This window comes from Micromonospora sp. NPDC049836 (assembly GCF_044465125.1).
In the GTDB taxonomy this organism is placed as follows: Bacteria; Actinomycetota; Actinomycetes; order Mycobacteriales; family Micromonosporaceae; genus Micromonospora.
In genome coordinates this window covers 205,474-226,521 of record NZ_JBITLH010000001.1, presented here as the reverse complement: position 1 = coordinate 226,521, position 21,048 = coordinate 205,474, and the positions used below count along the sequence as shown (strand labels likewise).

General features: G+C 73.1%; 19 protein-coding genes. 15 read left to right on the top strand and 4 right to left on the bottom strand.

What is annotated here, in order from left to right:
• Nucleotides 1–8 precede the first annotated feature (8 nt).
• On the bottom strand, nucleotides 9–413 hold the full coding sequence (locus ACIBPB_RS01050) for a GntR family transcriptional regulator (RefSeq protein WP_357315639.1): 405 nt from the start codon (nucleotides 411–413) through the stop codon (nucleotides 9–11).
• 155 nt (nucleotides 414–568) lie between these two features.
• Between ACIBPB_RS01050 and ACIBPB_RS01045 the strand changes: the two genes are divergently transcribed.
• Nucleotides 569–829 (top strand): hypothetical protein, encoded by a 261-nt coding sequence (locus ACIBPB_RS01045; protein WP_396837615.1) that lies wholly within the window; start codon nucleotides 569–571, stop codon nucleotides 827–829.
• Between the two features lie 40 nt (nucleotides 830–869).
• On the opposite strand, the gene gabT is transcribed toward ACIBPB_RS01045, so the two are convergent.
• Together gabT and ACIBPB_RS01035 are read right to left on the bottom strand one after the other, a co-directional pair.
• A complete protein-coding gene (gabT, locus tag ACIBPB_RS01040; RefSeq protein ID WP_396838148.1) occupies nucleotides 870–2,141 on the bottom strand; it encodes a 4-aminobutyrate--2-oxoglutarate transaminase in 1,272 nt (423 codons plus the stop codon).
• A 123-nt stretch (nucleotides 2,142–2,264) separates the two neighbouring features.
• Nucleotides 2,265–3,701 carry a gamma-aminobutyraldehyde dehydrogenase gene (locus ACIBPB_RS01035; RefSeq protein WP_396837614.1) on the bottom strand — a complete coding sequence of 479 codons (1,437 nt, stop codon included), beginning with the start codon at nucleotides 3,699–3,701 and terminating at the stop codon, nucleotides 2,265–2,267.
• 140 nt (nucleotides 3,702–3,841) lie between these two features.
• On the opposite strand from ACIBPB_RS01035, the gene ACIBPB_RS01030 reads away from it, so the two are divergent.
• Complete coding sequence (locus ACIBPB_RS01030) at nucleotides 3,842–5,281, top strand: aldehyde dehydrogenase family protein (RefSeq protein WP_396837613.1); 1,440 nt, start codon at nucleotides 3,842–3,844, stop codon at nucleotides 5,279–5,281.
• Nucleotides 5,282–5,311: 30 nt separating this feature from the next.
• Nucleotides 5,312–5,926, top strand: coding sequence for a DUF2625 family protein (locus ACIBPB_RS01025; protein WP_396837612.1), 615 nt, complete (start codon nucleotides 5,312–5,314; stop codon nucleotides 5,924–5,926).
• A 7-nt stretch (nucleotides 5,927–5,933) separates the two neighbouring features.
• On the opposite strand, the gene ACIBPB_RS01020 is transcribed toward ACIBPB_RS01025, so the two are convergent.
• Nucleotides 5,934–7,166 carry an SUKH-3 domain-containing protein gene (locus tag ACIBPB_RS01020; protein ID WP_396837611.1) on the bottom strand — a complete coding sequence of 411 codons (1,233 nt, stop codon included), beginning with the start codon at nucleotides 7,164–7,166 and terminating at the stop codon, nucleotides 5,934–5,936.
• A gap of 61 nt (nucleotides 7,167–7,227) precedes the next feature.
• On the opposite strand from ACIBPB_RS01020, the gene ACIBPB_RS01015 reads away from it, so the two are divergent.
• The 12 genes from ACIBPB_RS01015 to ahcY all read left to right on the top strand — a co-directional run bounded on the left by ACIBPB_RS01015 (nucleotide 7,228) and on the right by ahcY (nucleotide 21,033).
• Nucleotides 7,228–7,659: a YbaB/EbfC family nucleoid-associated protein gene (locus ACIBPB_RS01015; RefSeq protein ID WP_396837610.1), complete on the top strand. Its 432-nt coding sequence runs from the start codon at nucleotides 7,228–7,230 to the stop codon at nucleotides 7,657–7,659.
• A gap of 4 nt (nucleotides 7,660–7,663) precedes the next feature.
• Nucleotides 7,664–8,020: a hypothetical protein gene (locus ACIBPB_RS01010; protein ID WP_396837609.1), complete on the top strand. Its 357-nt coding sequence runs from the start codon at nucleotides 7,664–7,666 to the stop codon at nucleotides 8,018–8,020.
• An 18-nt stretch (nucleotides 8,021–8,038) separates the two neighbouring features.
• Nucleotides 8,039–12,346, top strand: a complete 4,308-nt coding sequence (locus ACIBPB_RS01005) for a toxin glutamine deamidase domain-containing protein (RefSeq protein ID WP_396837608.1) — start codon at nucleotides 8,039–8,041, stop codon at nucleotides 12,344–12,346.
• Complete coding sequence (locus ACIBPB_RS01000) at nucleotides 12,343–12,783, top strand: hypothetical protein (RefSeq protein ID WP_396837607.1); 441 nt, start codon at nucleotides 12,343–12,345, stop codon at nucleotides 12,781–12,783. The genes ACIBPB_RS01005 and ACIBPB_RS01000 overlap by 4 nt, the downstream gene beginning before the upstream one ends.
• A 159-nt stretch (nucleotides 12,784–12,942) precedes the next feature.
• Nucleotides 12,943–13,614: a tetratricopeptide repeat protein gene (locus ACIBPB_RS00995; RefSeq protein WP_396837606.1), complete on the top strand. Its 672-nt coding sequence runs from the start codon at nucleotides 12,943–12,945 to the stop codon at nucleotides 13,612–13,614.
• Nucleotides 13,611–14,297 carry a deoxyribonuclease V gene (nfi, locus tag ACIBPB_RS00990; RefSeq protein WP_396837605.1) on the top strand — a complete coding sequence of 229 codons (687 nt, stop codon included), beginning with the start codon at nucleotides 13,611–13,613 and terminating at the stop codon, nucleotides 14,295–14,297. Before ACIBPB_RS00995 ends, nfi begins: the two co-directional genes overlap by 4 nt.
• A 139-nt stretch (nucleotides 14,298–14,436) precedes the next feature.
• Complete coding sequence (locus tag ACIBPB_RS00985; RefSeq protein WP_396837604.1) at nucleotides 14,437–15,441, top strand: hypothetical protein; 1,005 nt, start codon at nucleotides 14,437–14,439, stop codon at nucleotides 15,439–15,441.
• Between the two features lie 186 nt (nucleotides 15,442–15,627).
• Nucleotides 15,628–15,840, top strand: coding sequence for a Trm112 family protein (locus ACIBPB_RS00980; protein ID WP_396837603.1), 213 nt, complete (start codon nucleotides 15,628–15,630; stop codon nucleotides 15,838–15,840).
• Nucleotides 15,837–17,033, top strand: coding sequence for an SIS domain-containing protein (locus ACIBPB_RS00975; protein ID WP_396837602.1), 1,197 nt, complete (start codon nucleotides 15,837–15,839; stop codon nucleotides 17,031–17,033). Before ACIBPB_RS00980 ends, ACIBPB_RS00975 begins: the two co-directional genes overlap by 4 nt.
• 25 nt (nucleotides 17,034–17,058) lie before the next feature.
• On the top strand, nucleotides 17,059–18,066 hold the full coding sequence (locus tag ACIBPB_RS00970) for a cation diffusion facilitator family transporter (protein WP_396837601.1): 1,008 nt from the start codon (nucleotides 17,059–17,061) through the stop codon (nucleotides 18,064–18,066).
• Nucleotides 18,067–18,068: 2 nt separating this feature from the next.
• Nucleotides 18,069–19,220: a mannose-6-phosphate isomerase, class I gene (gene manA, locus ACIBPB_RS00965; RefSeq protein ID WP_396837600.1), complete on the top strand. Its 1,152-nt coding sequence runs from the start codon at nucleotides 18,069–18,071 to the stop codon at nucleotides 19,218–19,220.
• 313 nt (nucleotides 19,221–19,533) lie between these two features.
• Complete coding sequence (gene ahcY, locus ACIBPB_RS00960; RefSeq protein WP_396837599.1) at nucleotides 19,534–21,033, top strand: adenosylhomocysteinase; 1,500 nt, start codon at nucleotides 19,534–19,536, stop codon at nucleotides 21,031–21,033.
• Nucleotides 21,034–21,048: the final 15 nt, after the last annotated feature.

Here is a 21,048-nt window from a genome sequence, read left to right as displayed (position 1 = left end):
CTGTCCTCTCATCCTGCTGAGGCGGGTTCGGCGCTCGTCGTGCCGGCCCGCATGGTGGTCTCGACCAGGGCGGTGACGTCTTCCGGGGTGAGCCCGGCGGCGCGGGCGCGGTGCAGCCAGGCGACCAGCTCGTCGCGAAGCTCGGTCTGATCGGCCAGCGCTGAGCCGGCGAGGGTCCGGCGGACGAAGGTGCCGACGCCGGGGCGTCCCTCGACCAGACCCTCGATCTCCAGCTCGCGGTACGCCTTCAGCACCGTGTTGGGGTTGATGGCCAGCGACTGCGCGACGTCGCGGACCTTCGGCAACTGGTCGCCCGGCGTCAGCAGCCCCACCCGTAAGGCCTGTTTGACCTGCTGGATCAGCTGCACATAGGTGTTCACCTTGGACCGGCCGTCCAATACGAACTCGATCACGAGGGGCCCTTCTATTGTCCTACGACAGTAGGACTATAGGACAGGATGGCGGCGGTTGGGACCCCTGTGGCGATCGGGCGTGTCGGAGAGCCCTCAGCGGCGGTGCCGTCGACCGACCTTGCGCCGGCCTTCAGGCCCTGCCCGAGGGCGATATGGTGCTCGGCCGGCGTCCGCGCGAGCGGGTACGCCCCGCCATCGCCCGGCTCGACCCCGCGCCGAACAGTGACACTGAGGACGCGGCGCCGCCGGGCACGGGTCCGCTGCGCCAGATGAACGCGGCGATGCCACCGTCGCCGCGCACCGGATGGACGGAGGCGAGGCGGCCGGGCCGGCCGTGGAGCAGCACGTCGGTGGTCGGGTTGAGCTCGCGCTCGACGGGCGAGGAGGTGGCCGCGCTGCCGTCCCGCCTGGCCTGATCGATCAGGGCGGCGGAGCACGGGCGCGGCCGACCGCCGGTCAGCCGAAGGCGGCGTCCAGGATGTCCAGACCCCGCGCCAGTTCGTCGTCGGAGATGACCAGTGGCGGCAGGAAGCGCAGCACGTTGCCGTACGTGCCGCAGGTGAGGGTGAGCAGGCCGGCGGCGTGGCAGGCCGCCGAGACCGCCGCCGTGGCGGCCGGGTCCGGGGTCAGGGTGCCGGGCTGCACCAGCTCCACGGCGAGCATCGCGCCCCGGCCGCGCACCTCGGCGATCCGCGGATCGCGGGCGGCGATCGCGCGCAGCCGGTCCGCCATGACCGCGCCGATCCGGCGGGCGGCGGCGACCAGGTCCAGCTCGCGCATGGTCTCGATCGCGGCCAGCGCGGCCGCGCAGGCGATCGGGTTGCCGCCGTACGTGCCGCCCAGACCGCCGACGTGCACCGCGTCCATCAGCTCGGCCCGGCCCGTGACGGCGGCCAGCGGCAGGCCGCCGGCGATCCCCTTGGCCAGCGTGATCAGGTCCGGCTCGACGCCCTCGTGCTGGCAGGCGAACCAGTCGCCGGTGCGACAGAACCCGGTCTGGATCTCGTCGGCGACGAAGACCACCCCGGCGGCCGTCGCCCACTCGCGCAGCGCCGGCAGGAAACCCTCCGCCGGTACCACGAAACCGCCCTCGCCCTGGATCGGCTCGATCAGCAGCGCCGCCACGTTCTCCGCGCCGACCTGCTTCTCCACCAGCTCGATCGCCCGGGCCGCCGCGGTCGCCCCGTCGAGGCCACCGTCGCGCAGCGGGTACGACATCGGCACCCGGTAGATCTCCCCGGCGAACGGCCCGAACCGGTGCTTGTACGGCATGTTCTTCGCGGTCAACGCCATGGTCAGGTTGGTCCGGCCGTGGTACGCGTGGTCGAAGACCACCACCGCCGGCCGCCCGGTGGCGTGCCGGGCGATCTTCACGGCGTTCTCCACCGCCTCGGCGCCCGAGTTGAACAGCGCCGAGCGTTTCTCGAAACCGCCCGGGGTCAGCGCGTTGAGCTGCTCACAGACCGCCACGTACGACTCGTACGGCGCGACCATGAAGCAGGTGTGGGTGAAGCGCTCCACCTGCGCCCGCACCGCCTCGACCACCTTCGGGGCGGAGTTGCCCACGTTGGCCACCGCGATGCCGGCGGCGAAGTCGATCCACTCCCGCCCGTCGACGTCGGTGATGGTGCCGCCGCCGGCGTGGTCGACGTACGCGCTGATGGTGCTGCCCACGCCCCGGGCGACCGCGGCCCCGCGGCGCTTGTGCAGCTCGTCCGACGACGCCACCGGGCTGCCCTCCGTTCGCGACTGCGGGGCTCGCAGGCCCGGCTCACTCCTCGCGCTCACCGATCAGCCCTCCGTTCGCGACTGCGGGGCTCGCAGGCCCGGCTCACTCCTCGCGCTCACCGGTCAGCCCTCGATGTTGTGCATGACGTGCTTGATCCGGGTGTAGTCCTCCAGGCTGTAGACCGAGAGGTCCTTGCCGTGCCCGGAGTGCTTGAAGCCGCCGTGCGGCATCTCGGAGACGAACGGGATGTGCGTGTTCACCCAGACGCAGCCGAAGTCGAGCCGGCGGGTCATCCGCATGGCCCGGCCGTGATCCTTCGTCCACACCGAGGCGGAGAGGCCGTAGTCCACGCCGTTGGCCCAGCGCACCGCCTCGTCCTCGGCGGAGAAGCGCTGCACGGTGATGACCGGGCCGAACACCTCGTCCTGGATGATTTCGTCGGCCTGCCGGACGCCCGACACGACGGTCGGGGCGTAGAAGTAGCCGCGCTCGCCGAGCTGGGAGCCGCCGGTCTCGACGCTCGCGTGGTCCGGCAGCCGGTCCACGAAACCGCGTACCCGGGCCAGCTGGTTGGCGTTGTTCAGCGGGCCGTAGAGCACGTCCTCGTCGTCCGGGGCGCCGGTCTTCGTGTTCCGGGCCTGCTCGGCGAGGGCGGCCACGAAGTCGTCGTGGATGCCCGGGCCGGCCAGGACCCGGGTGGCGGCCGTGCAGTCCTGCCCGGCGTTGAAGTAGCCGCCCACCGCGATGGCCTCGGCGGCCGCCGCCACGTCCGCGTCGTCGAAGATCACCACCGGGGCCTTGCCGCCCAGCTCCAGGTGGGTCCGCTTGAGATCCGGGGCGGCCGCCGCGGCGACCTCCATGCCGGCCCGGGTCGAGCCGGTGATCGAGACGAACTGCGGGGTCGGGTGCGACACCAGCGCCCGGCCGGTGTCCCGGTCGCCGCAGACCACGTTGAACACGCCCGGCGGGAGGAACTCGGCGGCGATCTCGGCCAGCAGCAGCGTCGACACCGGGGTGGTGTCCGACGGCTTGAGCACCACCGTGTTGCCGGCCGCGAGGGCCGGGGCGATCTTCCAGACCGCCATCATGAGCGGGTAGTTCCAGGGCGTGACCTGCGCGCAGACGCCGATCGGCTCGCGCCGCACGTAGGAGGTGTGCCCGGCCAGGTACTCGCCGGCCGAGCGGCCCTCCAGCAGGCGGGCCGCGCCGGCGAAGAAGCGGAACTGGTCCACCGCCGGGGGCAGTTCCTCGTCCGCGGTGAGCTGGCGCGGCTTGCCCGTGTTGCGGACCTCGGCGTCGACCAGTTCGGCGGCCCGGGCCTCCACCGCGTCCGCGAGCTTGAGCAGGGCCTTCTGCCGCTCCCCGGGGGTGGCGTCCCGCCAGGTCTCGAACGCGGCGGCGGCCGCCTTCATGGCCTGGTCCACGTCCGCCGACCCGGAGACCGGCGCCTGGGCGAAGACCTCGCCGGTGCACGGGTCGATCAGGTCGGCGTAGCCGCCGTCCACCGGGTCGACGTACTCGCCGTTGACGAAGTTGCGCAGCTGTTGCCGATCGCTCATCAGTAGTCTCCGAGGGGTGGCCGGGGCAAGGTCGGCGGAGGTTATCGCAATCTGACTGCCATCTTGGCCACTGAATTCGCGGCAGACAAGGGTTTGAGCAACTGTTTCCGCGCGAACCCGGGTGGACTACGCTGCCGATCGTGGAGCCGAGAGCCTTCTATGTCGCCGGCCGCCCCGCCCACGGTGCGGGCGAGCTGACCGTCACCCACCCCTACGACGGCCGGACGGTGGGGCGTACCACCCTCGCCACGCCGGAGCAGGTCGAAGCCGCCGTCGCGGCAGCCGCCGGGGTGGCCGCGGCGGCCGCGGCCCTGCCCGCGCACGCCCGCGCGGCGGCGCTGGACCACGTCTCCCGGCGCCTCGCCGAACGGGCCGACGAGGCAGCCGCCCTCATCACCGCCGAGAACGGCAAGCCGATCAAGTGGGCGAAGGCGGAGGTGGGGCGGGCCGTCTCCACCTTCCGCTGGGCCGCCGAGGAGGCCCGCCGCTTCTCCGGCGAACTGCAACGCCTGGACACCGACCCGGCGGCCACCGGACGGATCGCCCTGGTCCGGCGCGTGCCGCGCGGCCCGGTGCTGGGCATCGCGCCGTTCAACTTCCCGCTGAACCTCATCGCGCACAAGGTCGCCCCCGCCCTCGCCGTCGGCGCGCCGATCGTGGTCAAGCCCGCCCCCGCCACCCCCCTCTCCGCGCTGCTGCTCGGTGAACTCCTGGCCGAGACCGCGCTGCCCGAGGGGATGTTCTCGGTACTGCCGCTGCCCAACGAGCGCGCCGCCGAACTGGTCGCCGACCCCCGGCTGCCGGTGGTGTCGTTCACCGGCTCCGGGCCGGTCGGCGCCGCCATCCGCCGCGCCGCGCCCGAGAAGCACGTGACCCTCGAACTGGGAGGCAACGCCGCGGCGGTGATCTGCGAAGACTGGAACTCCGACGCGGATCTGACCTTCGCCGCGCACCGGATCGCCACCTTCGCCAACTACCAGGCCGGGCAGTCCTGCATCGCCGTGCAGCGGGTCTACGTCCACGAGTGGATCTACGACGGCTTCCTGCCCCGGCTGGTCGCCGCCGTGCAGGAACTGCGCACCGGCGACCCGACCTCCGACCTCACCGACGTCGGACCGCTGATCTCCGAGGACGCCGCGCGACGGGTCGAGGAATGGGTGGACGAGGCGGTCACCGCCGGGGCCACCATCGAGGTCGGCGGACGCCGGGACGGCGCCGGCTACCCGCCCACCGTCCTGTCCCGGGTGCCCTCGTCCGCCCGGGTCTGCCGCGAGGAGGTCTTCGGGCCGGTGCTGGTGGTCGCCCCGGTCCCGGACGACCGGGCCGCGTTCGCCGCGGTCAACGACTCCGCGTACGGGCTGCAGGCCGGCGTGTTCACCCACCGGCTGGACGTCGCGTTCGACGCCGCCCGGACCCTCGAGGTCGGCGGGGTGATCGTGGGCGACGTGCCGTCGTACCGGGCCGACCAGATGCCGTACGGCGGGGTGAAGGGCTCCGGCGTCGGCCGGGAAGGGCTGCGCAGCGCCATGGACGACTACACCGAGCCGCGGGTCATGGTGCTCACCGGGGTGGCGCTGTAGCGCGTCGCCGGGGGATGGCAGGCTGAGCCGGTGGACGAGTCGGCATGGCCCGAGGTGGCCGCGGTCGTAACGGCCGCGCCGTATCCGGTCGAGGTGCTGCCGGCCGACCCGGCACGAGCCGCCGGGTGTCTGGCGGCCCTGGAGGTCACCACCCGGTCGTGGCTCGGCGCGGTCGTCGCCAACACCGGTGGACTGCTGGTCGACCACGGCTGGCTGCGGGTGCTCGGCAGCGGGCACGGCGGCCTGCCCGACGTGCCCGCTGAATCCGACCCGGCGCGCGGTCTGGTGACCATCGGCTACGACGTGCTGGGCGGCCAGTTCGTCTGGGCGCAGCCTCAGCCGAGGGCGCGGCCCACCGTCCACTACTTCGGCCCCGACGACCTGGGCTGGCTCGACCTGGAGCAGGGGTACGCGGATTGGCTGTACGCCGTCCTCGCCGGCTCCCTCACCGCCTTCTACGAGACCCTGCGCTGGCCGGGCTGGGAGTCGGAGGTCGCGGGCCTCGCGCCCGACCAGGCGTTCAGCGTCTGGCCGCCGCCGTTCACCCGCGAGGGCAAGGACCTCTCCGTGGTCTCCCGCAGGGCGGTGCCACTGGCCGAGGCGGTCTCGTTCTACCAGGACGCGGCGCGCCAGCTCGGCTCCTGACCGCCGGTCACCAGGTGCCGTCGTCCCGTACCCGGGCGGGTGCCCGGCCGAGCAGCAGGGTGGTCAGCGCGGCGTCGATGTCCGCGCCCAGGAACCACTCGCCGGCCTGGTCCAGCGCGAAGATCCGGCCCCGCTCGTCGACCGCGATGATGCTGTCACCGCGCTCGGTGCCCAGCGGAAACAGCCGTACGCCGAGGACCGCGCCGAAATCGGCGAGCGTGTCGGCGGTGTACGCGGCGTGGCGTGGTCGGATGTTGAACCGCGAGATCCAGACGCCTTCTCCAGGACCCTGTCGTGCTCCGACGAGGCCAGGGAATGCGGTGAGGGTCTGCACAGCGGCGGGGAAAGCGCCGTGCAGATGCTGCCTACCCCGGATCGCAGTCACCCTGCGAACAGTTGCTTCGGCGAGGACCTCGTCGCCGAAGTGTGGCCGCCAGCCGGCAGTGACAAGGGCATTTGCGACATCGGGAGGAAAGCGGCCCGGATCTGGGTCCACTTGGGGGTCGGACCGCGACTCCTCTGCGTATGCCAATTCCGACCACGGGAGCACATTGAAGTGCACCAGGAATCGGATGCACGACGCGCAGCGCAACTCGGTTGGTCCGGCGGCAGGGTCGCCTGCCTCGCGGATGTGGAAGAACTCGATCCTCGCCCGCCTGAGAAGTGCCTTGGCATCCGAGAGCTCTACCGGCGACAGGCCATCTGCGGTGCGACGGTGGTCGTGCTCGTGCAGCAGGTCGGAGACGACGATCATCTCGGCGTGGCGTTCCCCGCCGCGGACCAGGTGACCGGCGGGCAGGTTGTCCAGATAGGACTGAACGAGCGGGTGATGGTGAAGCTCGACGTCTCCCTTCGCACCATGTGCGACGTGCACACGACCGTCGAGGGTGAGATGCGCGGCGGCGCCGGGCGTCGGCAGCCGGGTCAACTCGCGCAGCAACTGGATCGTCGGGTCGACCGTGCGGGGCGCGCGCGGAGCCGGCGACCGCCGCTGGCGGAACAGCTGCGCCACCGCCGGCAGCGGCAGGCGGGGCCAGCTGGAGACCTCGCCGGTCTCCTTGTCCACCACGGTCGCAGGCAGGTCGCCGGGGAGCGCCCGGGCCTCCCGAGCGACCCGGGACGTGATCAGGTAGCCCAGGTCGAACTCCTCGACCACGGGCGTGCAGGGGAACCCGAGGCGCTCGGAATCCCGCCGTGCCCAGACGGCGGCGAGTTGTTCGGCCTGCTGTCGTTCGATCACGGACCGAAACTACCGGACCCCACGGATTTCGTGGCGCCCGGTATGGTCTTCCCTACCGACGGTGACGGAGGGAGTGGCGGTGGCCGAGAACGCGGACCGGGACGCCAATCGTGCGCTGCGCGCGCGGTTCGACGAGGTGTACGGCCAGTACCAGCGGCTTCGGTCCGGATTGGACGAACTCCAGACACGACTCGCCGAGCTGCGGGTGACCGAGCGCTCCGAGGACGGCCAGGTCACCGCGGTGGTCGGGGCCCGGGGCGAGCTGATCAGCGTCGAGTTCACCCCCTCGGTCTTCCAGGACCGGGACGCCAAGGCGCTCGGCCGCAAGGTCACCGCCACGGTGGGGCGCGCCTCCGCCGCCGCCGTCGACGCCACCCGGGAGTTGGTCGCCGGTTACCTGCCACCTGGCTCGCCGTCGGTGGAGTTCCTGCGTACCCATGACTTCGGCGCGCTGCTGGGTCGCGCCGACGCGGTCATGTCACGCGGCGAGTGATCCGGTGACCGAGGCGCAGATCTGGCTGGACCCGGAGCGGGCCCGCCGGGGCGGTGTCGACCTGGCTCTGTCGGGGGAGGCGATCGGCGCGGCCCGGCGGGAGGCCGGCGGCGCGATCGCGGCGGCGAGCGCGGAGCATCCGTGGGGACGCGACGACATCGGCGCCGCCTTCGAGAAGCACTACCGGGGCTACGAGGAGACCCTGCTGCGGGCGTGGGAACTGCTGGGCAGGTCCGTGCAGGGGCTGGGCGGCAGCGTGGTCCGGTCGGTTTCGTCCACTGTGGAAACCGATGACGGCGCGGCGCGGCGCCTCGGTGATATCTCGCGGCGGCACCCTTCCCCGCCTCGGCACTGGCGCTGACCTCTGGAGGATCCGCGCGTGAGCCTGCTGCCCAGCCCGATCCCGCATCCGCTCGACCACTGCCCCTGGGACCTGCCCGGCTGGATCTACGAGGCGCTGGACTGGGTTGTCGGGGTCGAGTGGCCGGACGGGAACGAGCGGGCCGTCTGGGACCTCGCCGACCAGTGGTACGCCGTCTCCGACGTCCTCGGCGTCCCGCGTGCCGACGCGATGGCCGCCGCCGGCGAGGTCCGCAGCGGCTACGGCGGGATCGGCATCGTCGCCGAGGTCTTCGACACCGCCTGGGACAAGGTCGCGAAGGGTGAGGACGCGCCGCTGCACGCGGTACTCGCGATCGGTGATGAGATGGGCCGGATCGTCGAGTCCTGCGGCTGCGACATCGAGGGCGCCAAGCTCGAGGTCTGGATCGAGCTGGGCATCCTCGTCGTCGAGCTGCTGTCCCTGGCGGTGGCGACCGTGCTCACCCTGGGCGCCGCCTCGCCGGCCGCCGGCGCGGCCGTCACCGCCAGCCGGATGGTGGTGCAACAGATCTTCAAGCGCCTCGTCGCGCAGCTGGCCCGCAAGGCGATGAAGGAAGGCCTCAAGGAGGCGGGCGAGCGGGCCGCCAAGGAGGCCGCCCGCACTGGCGTACGCGGGTTCGCCCGCCGGGCCGCGATCAGTGGGCTGGTCGAGGCCGGGCAGGAGGCCGGCACCAGCCTGGCCACCCAGGCGTACCAGAACTCCACCGGACGCCGCGACGGGCTGGACCTGACCGACGTCGGCACGTCGGCGCTCGGCGGTTTCGCCGGCGGTGGCGTGGCGCCGCTGGCCGGCCTGGGCCGGCACGCGCCCGGCGGCTTCTCCGGGGTCGGCGAGCGCTTCGGCCGCGAGATGGCCGGCGAGACCCTGGCGGAAGGGGCCGCCGGGCTGGCCACCGGGCAGAACGCGTCGCTGGAAGACCTGGCCCGCGCGGCGGTCTCCGGGGCCAGCGGCTCCGCCACCAGCCAGGCCGATACCGCCCTGCAAAACCACCTCGACGGGAAGCTGACCGCCCTCACCGCGCCGCCGATGGAACTCTCCGTCCCCGGGGCGGCGCAGGACAGGGCGGGGCTCGTCCCGGCACAGCCGACGTTCGATCCGCTCGCAGCGGATGCCGGCTCCGCCTCCCCCACGCAGCCGGAGCCGGTGGTGGCTCATTCCCTCGTGGCGAACCCGCACCCGGTCGCGGGAGAGGCGGGCCCGCCCGCCGGCGGTGCCGAGCACCGGTCCACACCCGGCCATCCGGACCGCGCGGCGGTCGCAGCCGGTCCGTCGGACACGCACCCACTGGCGGGCCTCGACGCGCCGCTGCCGCACACCGGGGCCGCGGCCAACCCCACCCTCTCCTCGGTGACCGTTGAGCCGCCGCTCGCGGCGGCGTCCGCGACCACCATCGGGGCGCTCGGCGGCGCCGGCGACCTCAGCTCCGGGCCGGTGCGCACCACTCCCGGCGTCGACCTCGGCGGGTCGCGCCAGCCGGTACCGGTGCACACCAATCCCGCGCCCGCGTCGGCGAACAGTCCGGCACCCGTCACGCAGCCGAACGCCCCCACCCCGGTGGTCCCTGACCGCCCACCGAGCGGTGCTCTACCAGCGCAAGCCGGGCCGCTGGCCTCCCCGGCACCGCATCAGTACCTGCGACCTCCGGCCGACCCGCTGGCCGCGCCCCCGGCCGTCAACCCCCGGCCGACACCGAACCCACGATTCCCGCTGCTGGAGGCACTGGCTCAGCAACCTGCCCATGACCCGGCACCACCCCTGCCGGGCCCCTTCGATCCGCTGCCGCCTCGCCGACCCACCCCAGAAGAACTGGCCGCCCACCGGGCGGCCGAGCGGGAAGGTCTTGACCGACGTCGCTACCAGGCATTCCTCCAGAGCCAACGCCGTTGGTATGAGGAAAACCGACGGCAACAACGGGCGGATTGGCTCCGTCAGCGAGCCGATTACCACGAGGAACAGGCCAGCGACTGGGCCGCCCAAGCCGCAGAGCTCCACCACACCGGCCGCACGCTGCTCGCCGAGCGCTACCGCCGTGAGGCGTACGACTCCAGCCGGGAGAGCGAAGAGCTGCGGGAACTGGCCCGGCAGGTACTCGCCGGGACGGTGGTGCCGGCTCAGGTTGCCGTCGAGGACGAGGCGGACTTCTCCCGGATCAACGACGACGTTGCCGATCTGGCGGTCGGCGCCGTCGAATCGTCGGACCTGTCGGCCCTCACCGGCGACGGCCATCCACCGCCGATCGACCGGTCCCGTCGTTACGGCGTACGAGGGGGCCTGCGTCCGCCGCTCGCGCTGCACCAGACCGATCTGGAACGGCAGATGCCGCGCAACCCGGACGGCAGCGTGGTGCGGACCGCCGACCCGCGGCACGGCGGCTGGCTCCAGCTCGCCAACGACGGCGGTCCGCAGGCCGACGCGACCCGGAGCATCAACTGTCTCGACTGCACCCTGTCGCTCTACGAGACCTGGGTGCACGGCCGCCCCCGGGTCTCCGCGCCGCGTACCTTCGACGGCTACCTGATGGGGGACGTGCGCCAACCGGTCGGCGGCGAGGCGGACGGGCCCCGGCGCGTCGAGGAGATCACCGGTGGTCAGTTCCAGGACCTCTGCCCGGGCCCTGAGCCGACAACCGACCTGGAGGTACGGCAGCGGGTCGAACACGGCTACCGCGACCTGCACCGGCAGCTGCTGGCGGGCGGGCACGGCAGTTACGCCTTCCTGATCACCGGCTGGCAGAGCGGCGCGTCGCACGCCTGGGTGGCGTTGAACCAGAACGGCGTCGTGCTCTACCTCGACCCGCAGCAGGGTGTCGTCTGGGATCAGCCGCTCTACGCGCACAGCGGGGTGCCGCACGACAACAACGTCGTGGGCCTCGACGCGCTGGTGCTCGGCCCGGACGGCCGGCCGATGCCGGTGCCCGGCCGGCCGCCCGGCGTCTACCACGTGCTCCCCGCCCCGGACGAACGTCCCGAGCCGCCACCGCCGCCGGATCCCCCGGCCCCGTACGACGGCGACGAGCCCGCACCGGATTTCAACCGGGTCCACCTCCTCGGCGAGGGCACGACCTTTCACCACGGCGACGTCCCGCCGCCGACCGGTGGCCCGCCCGAGCCGGGCCGGGACGACGCCACGCGGAGCGCCCACCTCGCCGCCCATGCGGAACGGATCGGAGCCGGGCTCTTCGTCCGGGACGCGATCGCCGCGAGCGCGCACCTCGACGAGGTCTTCGCCGCCGGCGTGACCCCGGTCGAGCTGGCGCACCATGTGGACCCGGCGGCGCTGCGGCGGCTGGTCCCGGCGCTGGACGAGCCGGCCGCCGGCGACCTGGCCCGGTTGCTCGGTGACCCCCGGGTGCGGCACATGCTCGACCAGGCCTGGGAGGCGCCACCGCGCGGCGACCCGCTGCTCGCCGAGACGCTGCTCCATCAGCTGGCCCGGCAACCCGATCTGGTTCGGATGATCCTCGCGACGCCGGAGCTGGCCACCTCGCTCACCGCCCGGCCGATCACCCTGCACCACCTGGCCAGCCACCAGAAGGCGATCGACGTGCTCGGTGAAGTGCTGGAGGAGATCGTCGAACGAGGTGCCGAGATAGCGGCTACGGCCTCGATTCCTCCGAATCTGCCTACTCCGCTCACTGCTGAGCAGATGGCGATTAGTTCAAGCCTCACCGCTGATCGACCCCCTGCGCTGCAGCCCGGCTTTGATCAGGGCCGACGGCGTGACGTCGCCTACCAGCGCCAGTTCCTGGACCAGTTGTATGAGGCTGCCGCCGTGGCGCAGCTTGAGATAGACCGCCTGGGACAGAAGCTCGCAGCTCAGGCCAGCGCGGAGTATCGGCCCCGGCCGGGCCCGAAGGCGAGGAAAAGAGCCGAGGACAAGATTGCCAAGTACGGAGGGGACGTCTCTCGGCTCCTGGACCTCGCAGCTGGCCGACTCTCTTACCAGCGACTGGCTGATCTCTACTCGGGCCTGGTTGCGCTACAACAGGATTCCCAGGTGAGGATCGTCAGGTTCGAGGACCGCTTTCTTGACCCGCAGGACGGCGGCTACCGTGACGTGCAAATGATGCTGTCGACGTCCTCGGGCCACGTCGCGGAATTCCGGCTACAGCTTGCCGCGCTGGACAATGTCGCGGAGTGGGAGCACTCCCTCTTCGAGGTGAGGCGTGATCTGGAGGCGGTGGCGCGCGAACAGCGCCGCCCTCCGTCTCAGGCGGAGCTTGCCATCAGCAACGGCATCATCCGACGTCAGCGCGAATGCTTCTGGGCAGCGCTCCGATCAACGCTGGATGGAGGAAGCGATTGACCGCCTCGGGATACGGGATTGATCTGCCGTCTTACTACGACTACTACGAGACGCCAGTGAAGTTCGTCCCGACGCCGGACGGCGGGCTCACAGCCTGGCGTCTTGACCGGGAGACGGGCGGCTGGCAGCCGGCGAACGACATCGTGGACGAGATCCTCTTCGCGATCGGAGGCGACATCTACGTCCGCTCGGCGGAGCGGTTCGTCCAGCGGACCGAGGAAGAGCGGGCTCGCTATCTCAAGGGGGAGGGCCCGATCTTCGCCCTCTACGAGACGGTCAAGGCGATCGAGGACGTCGCCATCGCCGAGCGGCGTGCCTACACCCCTGAAGAGGCGGCACTCGTTCGAGGGATCCGGCGGAGGACGTTCGTCATGTTCGAGGAGCAGTTGCGGGCGGCGGGCGACCCGGGCGCGGACCCGACCATCGCCGCCCTCTGACGACCTTCCCGCACGGGTCGCCCATGACGAGGAGTGGCCCGCCCGGACCGATCCCACGGGAGAACCCACGCCCGCGTCGACCCAGCAACTAACGACAGCAGCAACGGACGACACCAGCAACGAACGACACCAGTAACCAACGACAGGAGCGGAAGCAGCATGACGACGGCGGATCGGATCGAGCTGGCGCGGGAGCTGTACGAGCAGGCGGTGTTCGGCGGCGACGCCGACGCGCTGGTCACGGCCGACCGGGCGTTGGACGGGGTGGAGGCCGATCTCGCCCTGGCCCGGGGGCGGGTGCTGCACGCCCGCTACCTGGCGGAGGAGGTCGAGGATCCGCGGGAGCTGGAGCTGTTCGAGCGGGCCGCCGAGCTGTACCGGCAGCTCGGCGACGAGCGGGGCGAGGGTGAGGCCCGGTTCTGGGTGGGCTGCCTGCACCAGGTGATCCGGGGCGACGGTGAGGCGGCGGCGCCGGCCTTCGCCCGGGCCCGGGAACTGGCCACCCGGGCCGGCGACAAGCTGACCCTGTCGTACGTGCTGCGGCACCTCGCGTTCCTCGATCAGGCGGCCGGCCGGTTCGACGCCACAAGGCAGCTCATGGAGGAGTCGACCCGACTGCGCCGGGAGGTGGGCTTCCTGCCCGGGGTGGCGGCGAACCTGCTCGCGCTCGGCTACCTCGCGGCGGAGCAGGGCGATCCGCAGCGGGCCTTGGGCCTGGTCGACGAGGCGACCCAGGTGGCCGAGGCGTCCAGCGCCCACGGCATCCTGCGCTGGGCCGAGGAGGCCCGGACGGACCTCGCGCCGGCCGGGGAGGGCGCCGGGCGGCCGTGACGGCGGGACCGGTCCGGTACGTGCCGCCGGCCGACGTCGCCGAGGCGCTGCGCGTACAGGAGGAGTTGCGGTCGCGGGTGGACCTGGTCGGGCCGGGACCCACCGCGCCCACGACGGTGGCCGGCCTCGACGTGGCGTACGCCGAGCGCGGTGACCGGCTCGCGGCGGCCGTGACGGTGCTCGACGCCGGCACGCTGGCCGTGGTGGACGAGGCGGTGAGCGTGGGTCGGCCGGCCTTCGGGTACGTGCCGGGGCTGTTCGCCTTCCGCGAGCTGCCCGCCCTGCTGGCCGCCCTGGACCGGCTGACCGTCCGGCCGGAGTTGCTGGTCTGCGACGGGCACGGGCTGGCGCACCCGCGCCGGTTCGGGCTGGCCTGCCATCTCGGCCTGGTCACCGGTCTGCCCGCGATCGGGGTGGCGAAGACGCCGCTGGTCGGGGAGTGGGCGCCGCCCGGCCCCGAGCGCGGCGCCTGGAGCGCGCTGCGGGACGGCGGCGAGGTGGTCGGTCGGGTGCTGCGGACCCGGGACGGGGTGAAGCCGGTGTTCGTCAGCGTCGGGCACCGGATGAGCCTGGACAACGCCGCGGACCGGGTGCTGGCGTTGTGTCCGCGGTACCGGTTGCCGGAGACCACCCGTACCGCCGATCGGCTGTGCCGGCGGGCCCTGGCCGCGGTATCCGGCTGAGGTCGCGCCCGGTCGACCAGGTGCGGCGACGCGGCGGGGTGTCGCGGCACACATGCTGAGCCCTCGATGGGCGGGTATCACCAGGACCCGGTAGTAACCTGACCGGCGGACCCGGTCGGGTGGGACAGGTGAGGTGGAGATGTCGGTGAGGCGGCACGCGGCGCGGCTGGCCACGGTCGGCGCGATGCTGGGCGGCCTGCTGGCCGTCGCGGCGTCCCCGGCGTCGGCCGCCGACGACCGGGTGGAGGTGCGCGCGGCGAGCAGCTTCACCGTCGGCGGGTCGGCCGGCTCGATGGCGGTCGAGGTGCGCAAGCGCACCGACGGCTGCGTGCTGCTCCGGACCGCCCTCGGGTTGCACCTCGACGGGGTGCGCCCCGAGCAGGTCCGGGTGCAGGTGAACAGCGCCGGCCGGTGGTGGCCGGTGGCGGTCTCCGGGGGCGGCGGCACGGTGACCACGCCACGGACCGCGCCGGCGAAGCCCACCCTGTGCAAGGGCAAGAGCATCACGGTCCGCTACCGGGTGGCCTTCCTGGCCGGTGCGCCGGGCGGGCGCCTCGCGGTGGTCGGCGAGGCGACCGCCGCCAGCGGCCGGGTGCTGGGCCGCGCCGGCGCCTCGGCCCGCGTGGTGGGTGGTGCGCCGGCCGCCTCGCCGACGCCGACGCGGAAGCCGTCCCCGACCCCGAGCGCGAGCCCGAGCGGGGAGGTGACCGTCGCGTCGGCCGACGACAGCGCCCCGGCGCTGGCCGCCGCCGGCCCGGCCGCCGGGTCCCGCACCGCCGCGGCCGACACGTCCTCCGGAGGTTCCCTCGTCATGTGGATCGGCATCCTGCTGGTGCTCGTCGGCGCCGCCCTGATCGTCCTCCTGGTCCGGCGCAACCGGGCCGACCGGACCGACGAGCCGGCCACCGGTCACCCGCCGGTGCCGGCGGCGGGCGGCACGGGCGGCACCACGTACCGCGCCGGCGCGCCGGCGGGCCCGGTGTACGGGCAGCAGCCGCCCACCCCGAGGGTCTACGGGGCGCCCGCGCCCCGGCCGGCCGGCAACGTCTACGGCGCCGCCGCGCCGACCGGCGGACCCGGTGGTGAGCCGCCGGCCCCGGCCGGTGGCGACGCCACCAGCGTGCTGCCCCGTCCGCCCCGCTGAGCCGGCCCCGGCCCCGCGCCGGGGTTACCGTGACGGTGGCGGGCGACCACCGGACCGGAGGCCCGCGCCGGCGGCCCGCCGGTGCTTGAGACGTGCCCCGGTGCCCGCGCCGGTTCGCCGATAAGATCGCCTGCGCCGGGTGGCACCGCCGACCGGTGAGACCGCATACGTGGAAGGAGCCGCGCTGTGGCCCTGGACCCGCAGTTGCTCGAGATCCTCGCCTGCCCGGACACGCACCACGCCCCGCTCGACTACGACGCGCAGGCGCAGACCCTCACCTGCACCGAGTGCGGTCGGATCTTCGAGGTGCGCGACGACGTGCCGGTGCTCCTGTTGGACGAGGCGCGCGGCGGGCCCGCGGCGGAGGACGCGCGCGGCGGCTCCGCGCCGCAGCCGTGATGGAGGGTACGGCCGGGGTCAGCGGGCACCGGCACGCCGACGAGTCACTGCTGGACGACCCGCGGCGGTTGGCCGAGCAGGATCCGGGCGGCATGCTGCGCTTCACCGCGTCGGCCGGCGCCCAGGTGCGGGAGTCCGCGGCGCTGGCCGCCGAGGCCAACCTGACCGTGCTGGCGGACGAGGGGCGGCCCCGCGCGGTCGTCATCGCCGGCATCGGCACCGCCGGGCGTACCGGTGACGTGCTGGCCACGGTCGCCGGGCCGCGCTGCCCGGTGCCGGTGATCCCGCACCGCAGCGCCGGTGTGCCCGGCTGGGTGGGCGCGGCGGACGTGGTCATCGCGGTGAGCGCCTCCGGTCGCAGCCCCGAGGCGCTCGGCGCGGCCGAGGCGGCGCACCGGCGGGGCGCCCGGCTGGTCGCGGTCGGCGCACCGGACTCCCAGCTCCAGTCGGTCGCCGAGCGGGCCCGGGCGCCGTTCATCCCGGTGCCCCGGCGGGCCCCGGCCCGGGCCAGTCTCTGGGCGCTCACCGTGCCGGTGCTGCTCGCCGCCCGTACGCTCGGGCTGGTGAAGGTCAACGAGGCGGACCTGGCCGAGACCGCGGCCCGGCTGGACGCGGAGGCCGACCGCTGCCGCCCCACCGCCGAGTCCTTCGTGAACCCGGCGAAGTCGCTGGCCCTGGGCCTGGCCGGCTCGATTCCGATCGTCTGGGGTTCGTCCCCGCTGGCCACCGTGGCCGCCCGGCGGTTCGGTGACACGCTCTCCGCCAACGCCCGCTACCCGGTGGTCGCCGGGGCGCTCGGCGAGGCGGGCCGGGGCCGGGTCGGTCTGCTCGACGGCGTCTTCGGCGGGCTCGCCGAGGGGGAGCGGGACATCTTCGCCGACCCCGACGAGACCGAGAGCAGCGCCACCCGGCTGCGGCTGGTGCTGCTGCGCGACGGCGGGCTGAACGCCGAGGACGACACCGACGAGCCGCTCGCGGTGGAGGAGCGCCGGGCCGACGCGGTGCAGACCCTCGCCGAGCGGCGCGGGGTGCGCTGCGACGTGGTGACCGCCGAGGGGGGTTCCGCGCTGGAGCGGCTGGCCTCGCTGATGGCGGTGCCGGATTTCGCCTCGGTCTACCTCGCCCTGGCACACGGGCTGGACCCGATGGCCGTCCCGGCCATCACGGAAATGAAGGAGCTGGCAAACCAGTGAGCACGTGCGGCACCGGGCGGGGAGCATGAGCGCCAACGGCGGAACGAAGGCGATCGTCGCCGCCCTGGCGGCGAACGTCGGTATCGCCGTCACCAAGTTCATCGCGTTCCTGCTGACTGGCTCCTCGTCGATGCTGGCCGAGTCGATCCACTCGGTCGCCGACTCCGGCAACCAGGGTCTGCTGCTGCTCGGCGGCCGGCGGGCCAAGCGGGAGGCCACCCCGGAGCACCCGTTCGGCTACGGGCGGGAGCGCTACATCTACGCGTTCATCGTGGCGATCGTGCTGTTCAGCCTCGGTGGCCTCTTCGCGCTCTACGAGGCGTACCACAAGGCGGCCGATCCGCACCCGATCGAGAGCTGGCAGTGGGTGCCGGTGGCGGTGCTGGTGGCGGCGATCCTGATGGAGAGCTTCTCGTTCCGTACCGCGATCAAGGAGTCCAACCTGATCCGCGGCAGCCAGTCCTGGGTGCGGTTCATCCGCCGCGCCAAGGCGCCCGAGCTGCCGGTGGTGCTGCTGGAGGACTTCGGCGCGCTGATCGGTCTGGTCTTCGCGCTGTTCGGCGTGGGCATGACCCTGATCACCCACAACGGCATGTGGGACGCCGCGGGCACCGCGATGATCGGCGTGCTGCTGGTGCTCATCGCCCTCACCCTGGCGATCGAGACCAAGAGCCTGCTGCTCGGTGAGGGCGCCGACCCGAACGACCTGGCGGCGATCGAGAAGGCCGTCGGCGCCGGCCCCGAGGTCGAGCGGATCATTCACATGAAGACGCTCTACCTGGGCCCGGAGGAGCTGATGGTGGCCGCGAAGATCGCGGTGCCGGCCTGCGAGTCCGCCGAGGAACTGGCCCGGGGCATCAACGTCGTGGAGGCGCGGATCCGCGACGCGGTGCCGATCGCCCGGGTGATCTACCTGGAACCGGACATCTACTCCGCGGCGGCCGAGCGGGCGGGCACCGGGCAGGCGGCGCACACCGCGGCGGCGCAGCCCGAGGTTGTCGCGGACGAGGTGTCCGGCCGGCACGGGAGCTGACCGTGGAGCTGTTGCGGGGACGGATCCGGGACTACGCGTGGGGCTCACGCACGGCCATCGCCGGGTTGCAGGGTCGGCCGGTGCCGAGCGCCGGCCCGGAGGCCGAGCTGTGGCTGGGCGCCCACCCGGGTGCCCCGGCCACCGTCGACCGGGCGGGCCGCGCGGTGAGCCTGACCGACCTGCTGGTCGCCGAGCCGGAGCACTGGCTGGGCGAGCGGCTGGTCGGCCGGTTCGGTACCCGGTTGCCGTTCCTGCTGAAGCTGCTGGCCGCGGACGCTCCGCTGAGCCTGCAGGCGCACCCGGACGCCGAGCAGGCCCGGGCGGGGTACGCGGCGGACGTCGACCGGCTCAACTACGTGGACCCGTTCCACAAGCCGGAGCTGCTGGTCGCGCTGAGTGAGTTCGACGCGCTCTGCGGGTTCCGCGACCCGGAGGTGTCGGCGGCGGCGATCGAGGCGTTCGGCGTACCGGCGTTGGCGCCGGTGGTGGTGGCGCTGCGTACCGGTCCGGCGGGGCTGCGGGAGGCCGTCCGCCTGCTGTTGAGCTGGCCGGAGTCGGAGCGGGCCGGGCTGGTGGCGGAGGTGCTGGCGGCGCGCGCCGAGGGCCCCGACGCGGAGCTGGCCCGGGCCCTGGCGGCGGACTATCCGGCCGACCCCGGGGTGGTCGTGGCGTTGCTGCTGCACCATGTCCGGCTGGCGCCCGGCGAGGCGATCTGGATGCCGGCCGGCAACCTGCACGCCTACCTGCGCGGCACCGGCGTGGAGATCATGGCGGCCAGTGACAACGTGCTGCGCGGCGGGCTCACCCCGAAGCGGGTCGACGTGGACGAGTTGCTCCGGGTGCTCCGCTTCGAGGTGCTCGGCGAGCCGGTGGTCCGCGCCGTGCCGGTGGCCCCCGGGGTGGTGACCTGGCCGGTGCCGGTGGACGACTTCGCGCTGCACCGGGTGGCGCTCTCGGCCGGTGACCCGGAGGTGCGGCTGGCGCTGCCCGGCCCGCGGGTGGTGCTCTGCGGCGCGGGCACCCTGACCGTGGACGACGGGGTGGGCCGGGTCAGCCTGGGGCCGGGGCAGGCGGCGGTGGGCACCGCGGCGGGTGGCCCGCTGCTCGTCGGCGGCGCGGGTGAGGCGTACGTCGCCACCTGCGGCACCTGCTGAGGATCCTGGTTCCGGCCCGGACCGGCTGCGGCGACGAATCCGACTTTTCCGAAATGGCTTGACCGGCTGGTTGCTCAGTGTGACCCTATGGGTACGCAGCGTTGTCGCGACGAAGGTCCGATGACGCGCGGGGAACCAAACCGGGGGGATGCACGGGGCGGCCGGGCCGTGGGCGGAAAGTCCGTCCATGACCGACCGCCCCGTGCGCTGTCCGCCGACCGGACCGGCACGCCTCGGCCAACCGGGCACGGGCGACGAACCGGACCCGCGTAAGGTGGAAGGCTGCGCAGCACTTCGTTCGACAGGAGCTTCCATGACCAGCACCCTCCCGGCGGCCCCCAGTGGCGCGTCGTCCGGCGCCCGGCCGAGCACCCTCGCCGAGGGCGACTACAAGGTGGCGGATCTGTCGCTCGCCGCGTTCGGGCGCAAGGAGATCCAGCTCGCCGAGCACGAGATGCCCGGGCTGATGGCGATCCGGCGCGAGTTCGCCGAGGCCCAGCCCCTGGCCGGCGCCCGGATCACCGGTTCCCTGCACATGACCATCCAGACCGCCGTCCTGATCGAGACCCTGGTCGCGCTCGGCGCGCAGGTCCGCTGGGCGTCCTGCAACATCTTCTCCACCCAGGACCACGCCGCCGCCGCGATCGTGGTCGGCCCGGACGGCACCCCGGAGGCGCCGGCCGGCGTGCCGGTCTACGCCTGGAAGGGCGAGACCCTGGAGCAGTACTGGTGGTGCACCGAGCAGGTGCTGACCTGGCCGGACGGGCAGGGCCCCAACATGATCCTCGACGACGGTGGTGACGCCACCCTGCTCGTGCACAAGGGCGCCGAGTTCGAGAAGGCCGGCGTGGTGCCTCCGGTCGAGTCCGCCGACTCCGAGGAGTACGCGGTCATCCTCCAGCTGCTGCACCGCTCGCTCGCCGAGGACGGCCAGCGCTGGACCCGGATCGCCGCCGGCATCAAGGGCGTCACCGAGGAGACCACCACCGGCGTGCACCGGCTCTACGAGATGCACCGCGCCGGCACCCTGCTCTTCCCGGCCATCAACGTCAACGACTCGGTGACCAAGAGCAAGTTCGACAACAAGTACGGCTGCCGCCACTCGCTCATCGACGGCATCAACCGGGCCACCGACGTGCTGATCGGCGGCAAGATGGCCGTCGTCATGGGCTACGGCGACGTGGGCAAGGGCTGCGCCGAGTCGCTGCGCGGCCAGGGCGCCCGGGTCGTGGTGACCGAGGTCGACCCGATCTGCGCGCTCCAGGCGGCGATGGACGGCTACCAGGTGGCCACCCTGGACGACGTGGTCGAGCAGGCCGACATCTTCATCACGGCGACCGGCTGCTTCAGCGTGATCACCCACGAGCACATGGCCCGGATGAAGCACCAGGCCATCGTGGGCAACATCGGCCACTTCGACAACGAGATCGACATGGCCGGCCTGGCGAAGCGGTCGGACGTGACCCGGGAGAACATCAAGCCGCAGGTCGACGTGTGGCGTTTCGACGACGGCCACGCCATCATCGTGCTCTCCGAGGGCCGCCTGCTGAACCTGGGCAACGCCACCGGCCACCCGAGCTTCGTGATGTCGAACTCGTTCGCCAACCAGACCATCGCCCAGATCGAGCTGTACACCAAGACCGACGAGTACCCGGTCGGCGTGTACGTGCTCCCGAAGCACCTGGACGAGAAGGTCGCCCGGCTGCACCTGGACGCGCTCGGCGCCAGGCTGACCACCCTCACCAAGGAGCAGGCCGCCTACCTCGGCGTGTCGCAGGAGGGCCCGTTCAAGCCGGAGCACTACCGGTACTGACCGCCGCACCGTGCG

Bases quoted from the DNA above. Each gene is read 5' to 3' on its own strand.
- ACIBPB_RS00970 (WP_396837601.1), top strand. From the start codon at position 17,059: ATGAGCGCCAACGGCGGAACGAAGGCGATCGTCGCCGCCCTGGCGGCG.
- ahcY (WP_396837599.1), top strand. From the start codon at position 19,534: ATGACCAGCACCCTCCCGGCGGCCCCCAGTGGCGCGTCGTCCGGCGCC.
- ACIBPB_RS00995 (WP_396837606.1), top strand. From the start codon at position 12,943: ATGACGACGGCGGATCGGATCGAGCTGGCGCGGGAGCTGTACGAGCAG.
- ACIBPB_RS00985 (WP_396837604.1), top strand. From the start codon at position 14,437: ATGTCGGTGAGGCGGCACGCGGCGCGGCTGGCCACGGTCGGCGCGATG.
- ACIBPB_RS01035 (WP_396837614.1), bottom strand. From the start codon at position 3,701: ATGAGCGATCGGCAACAGCTGCGCAACTTCGTCAACGGCGAGTACGTC.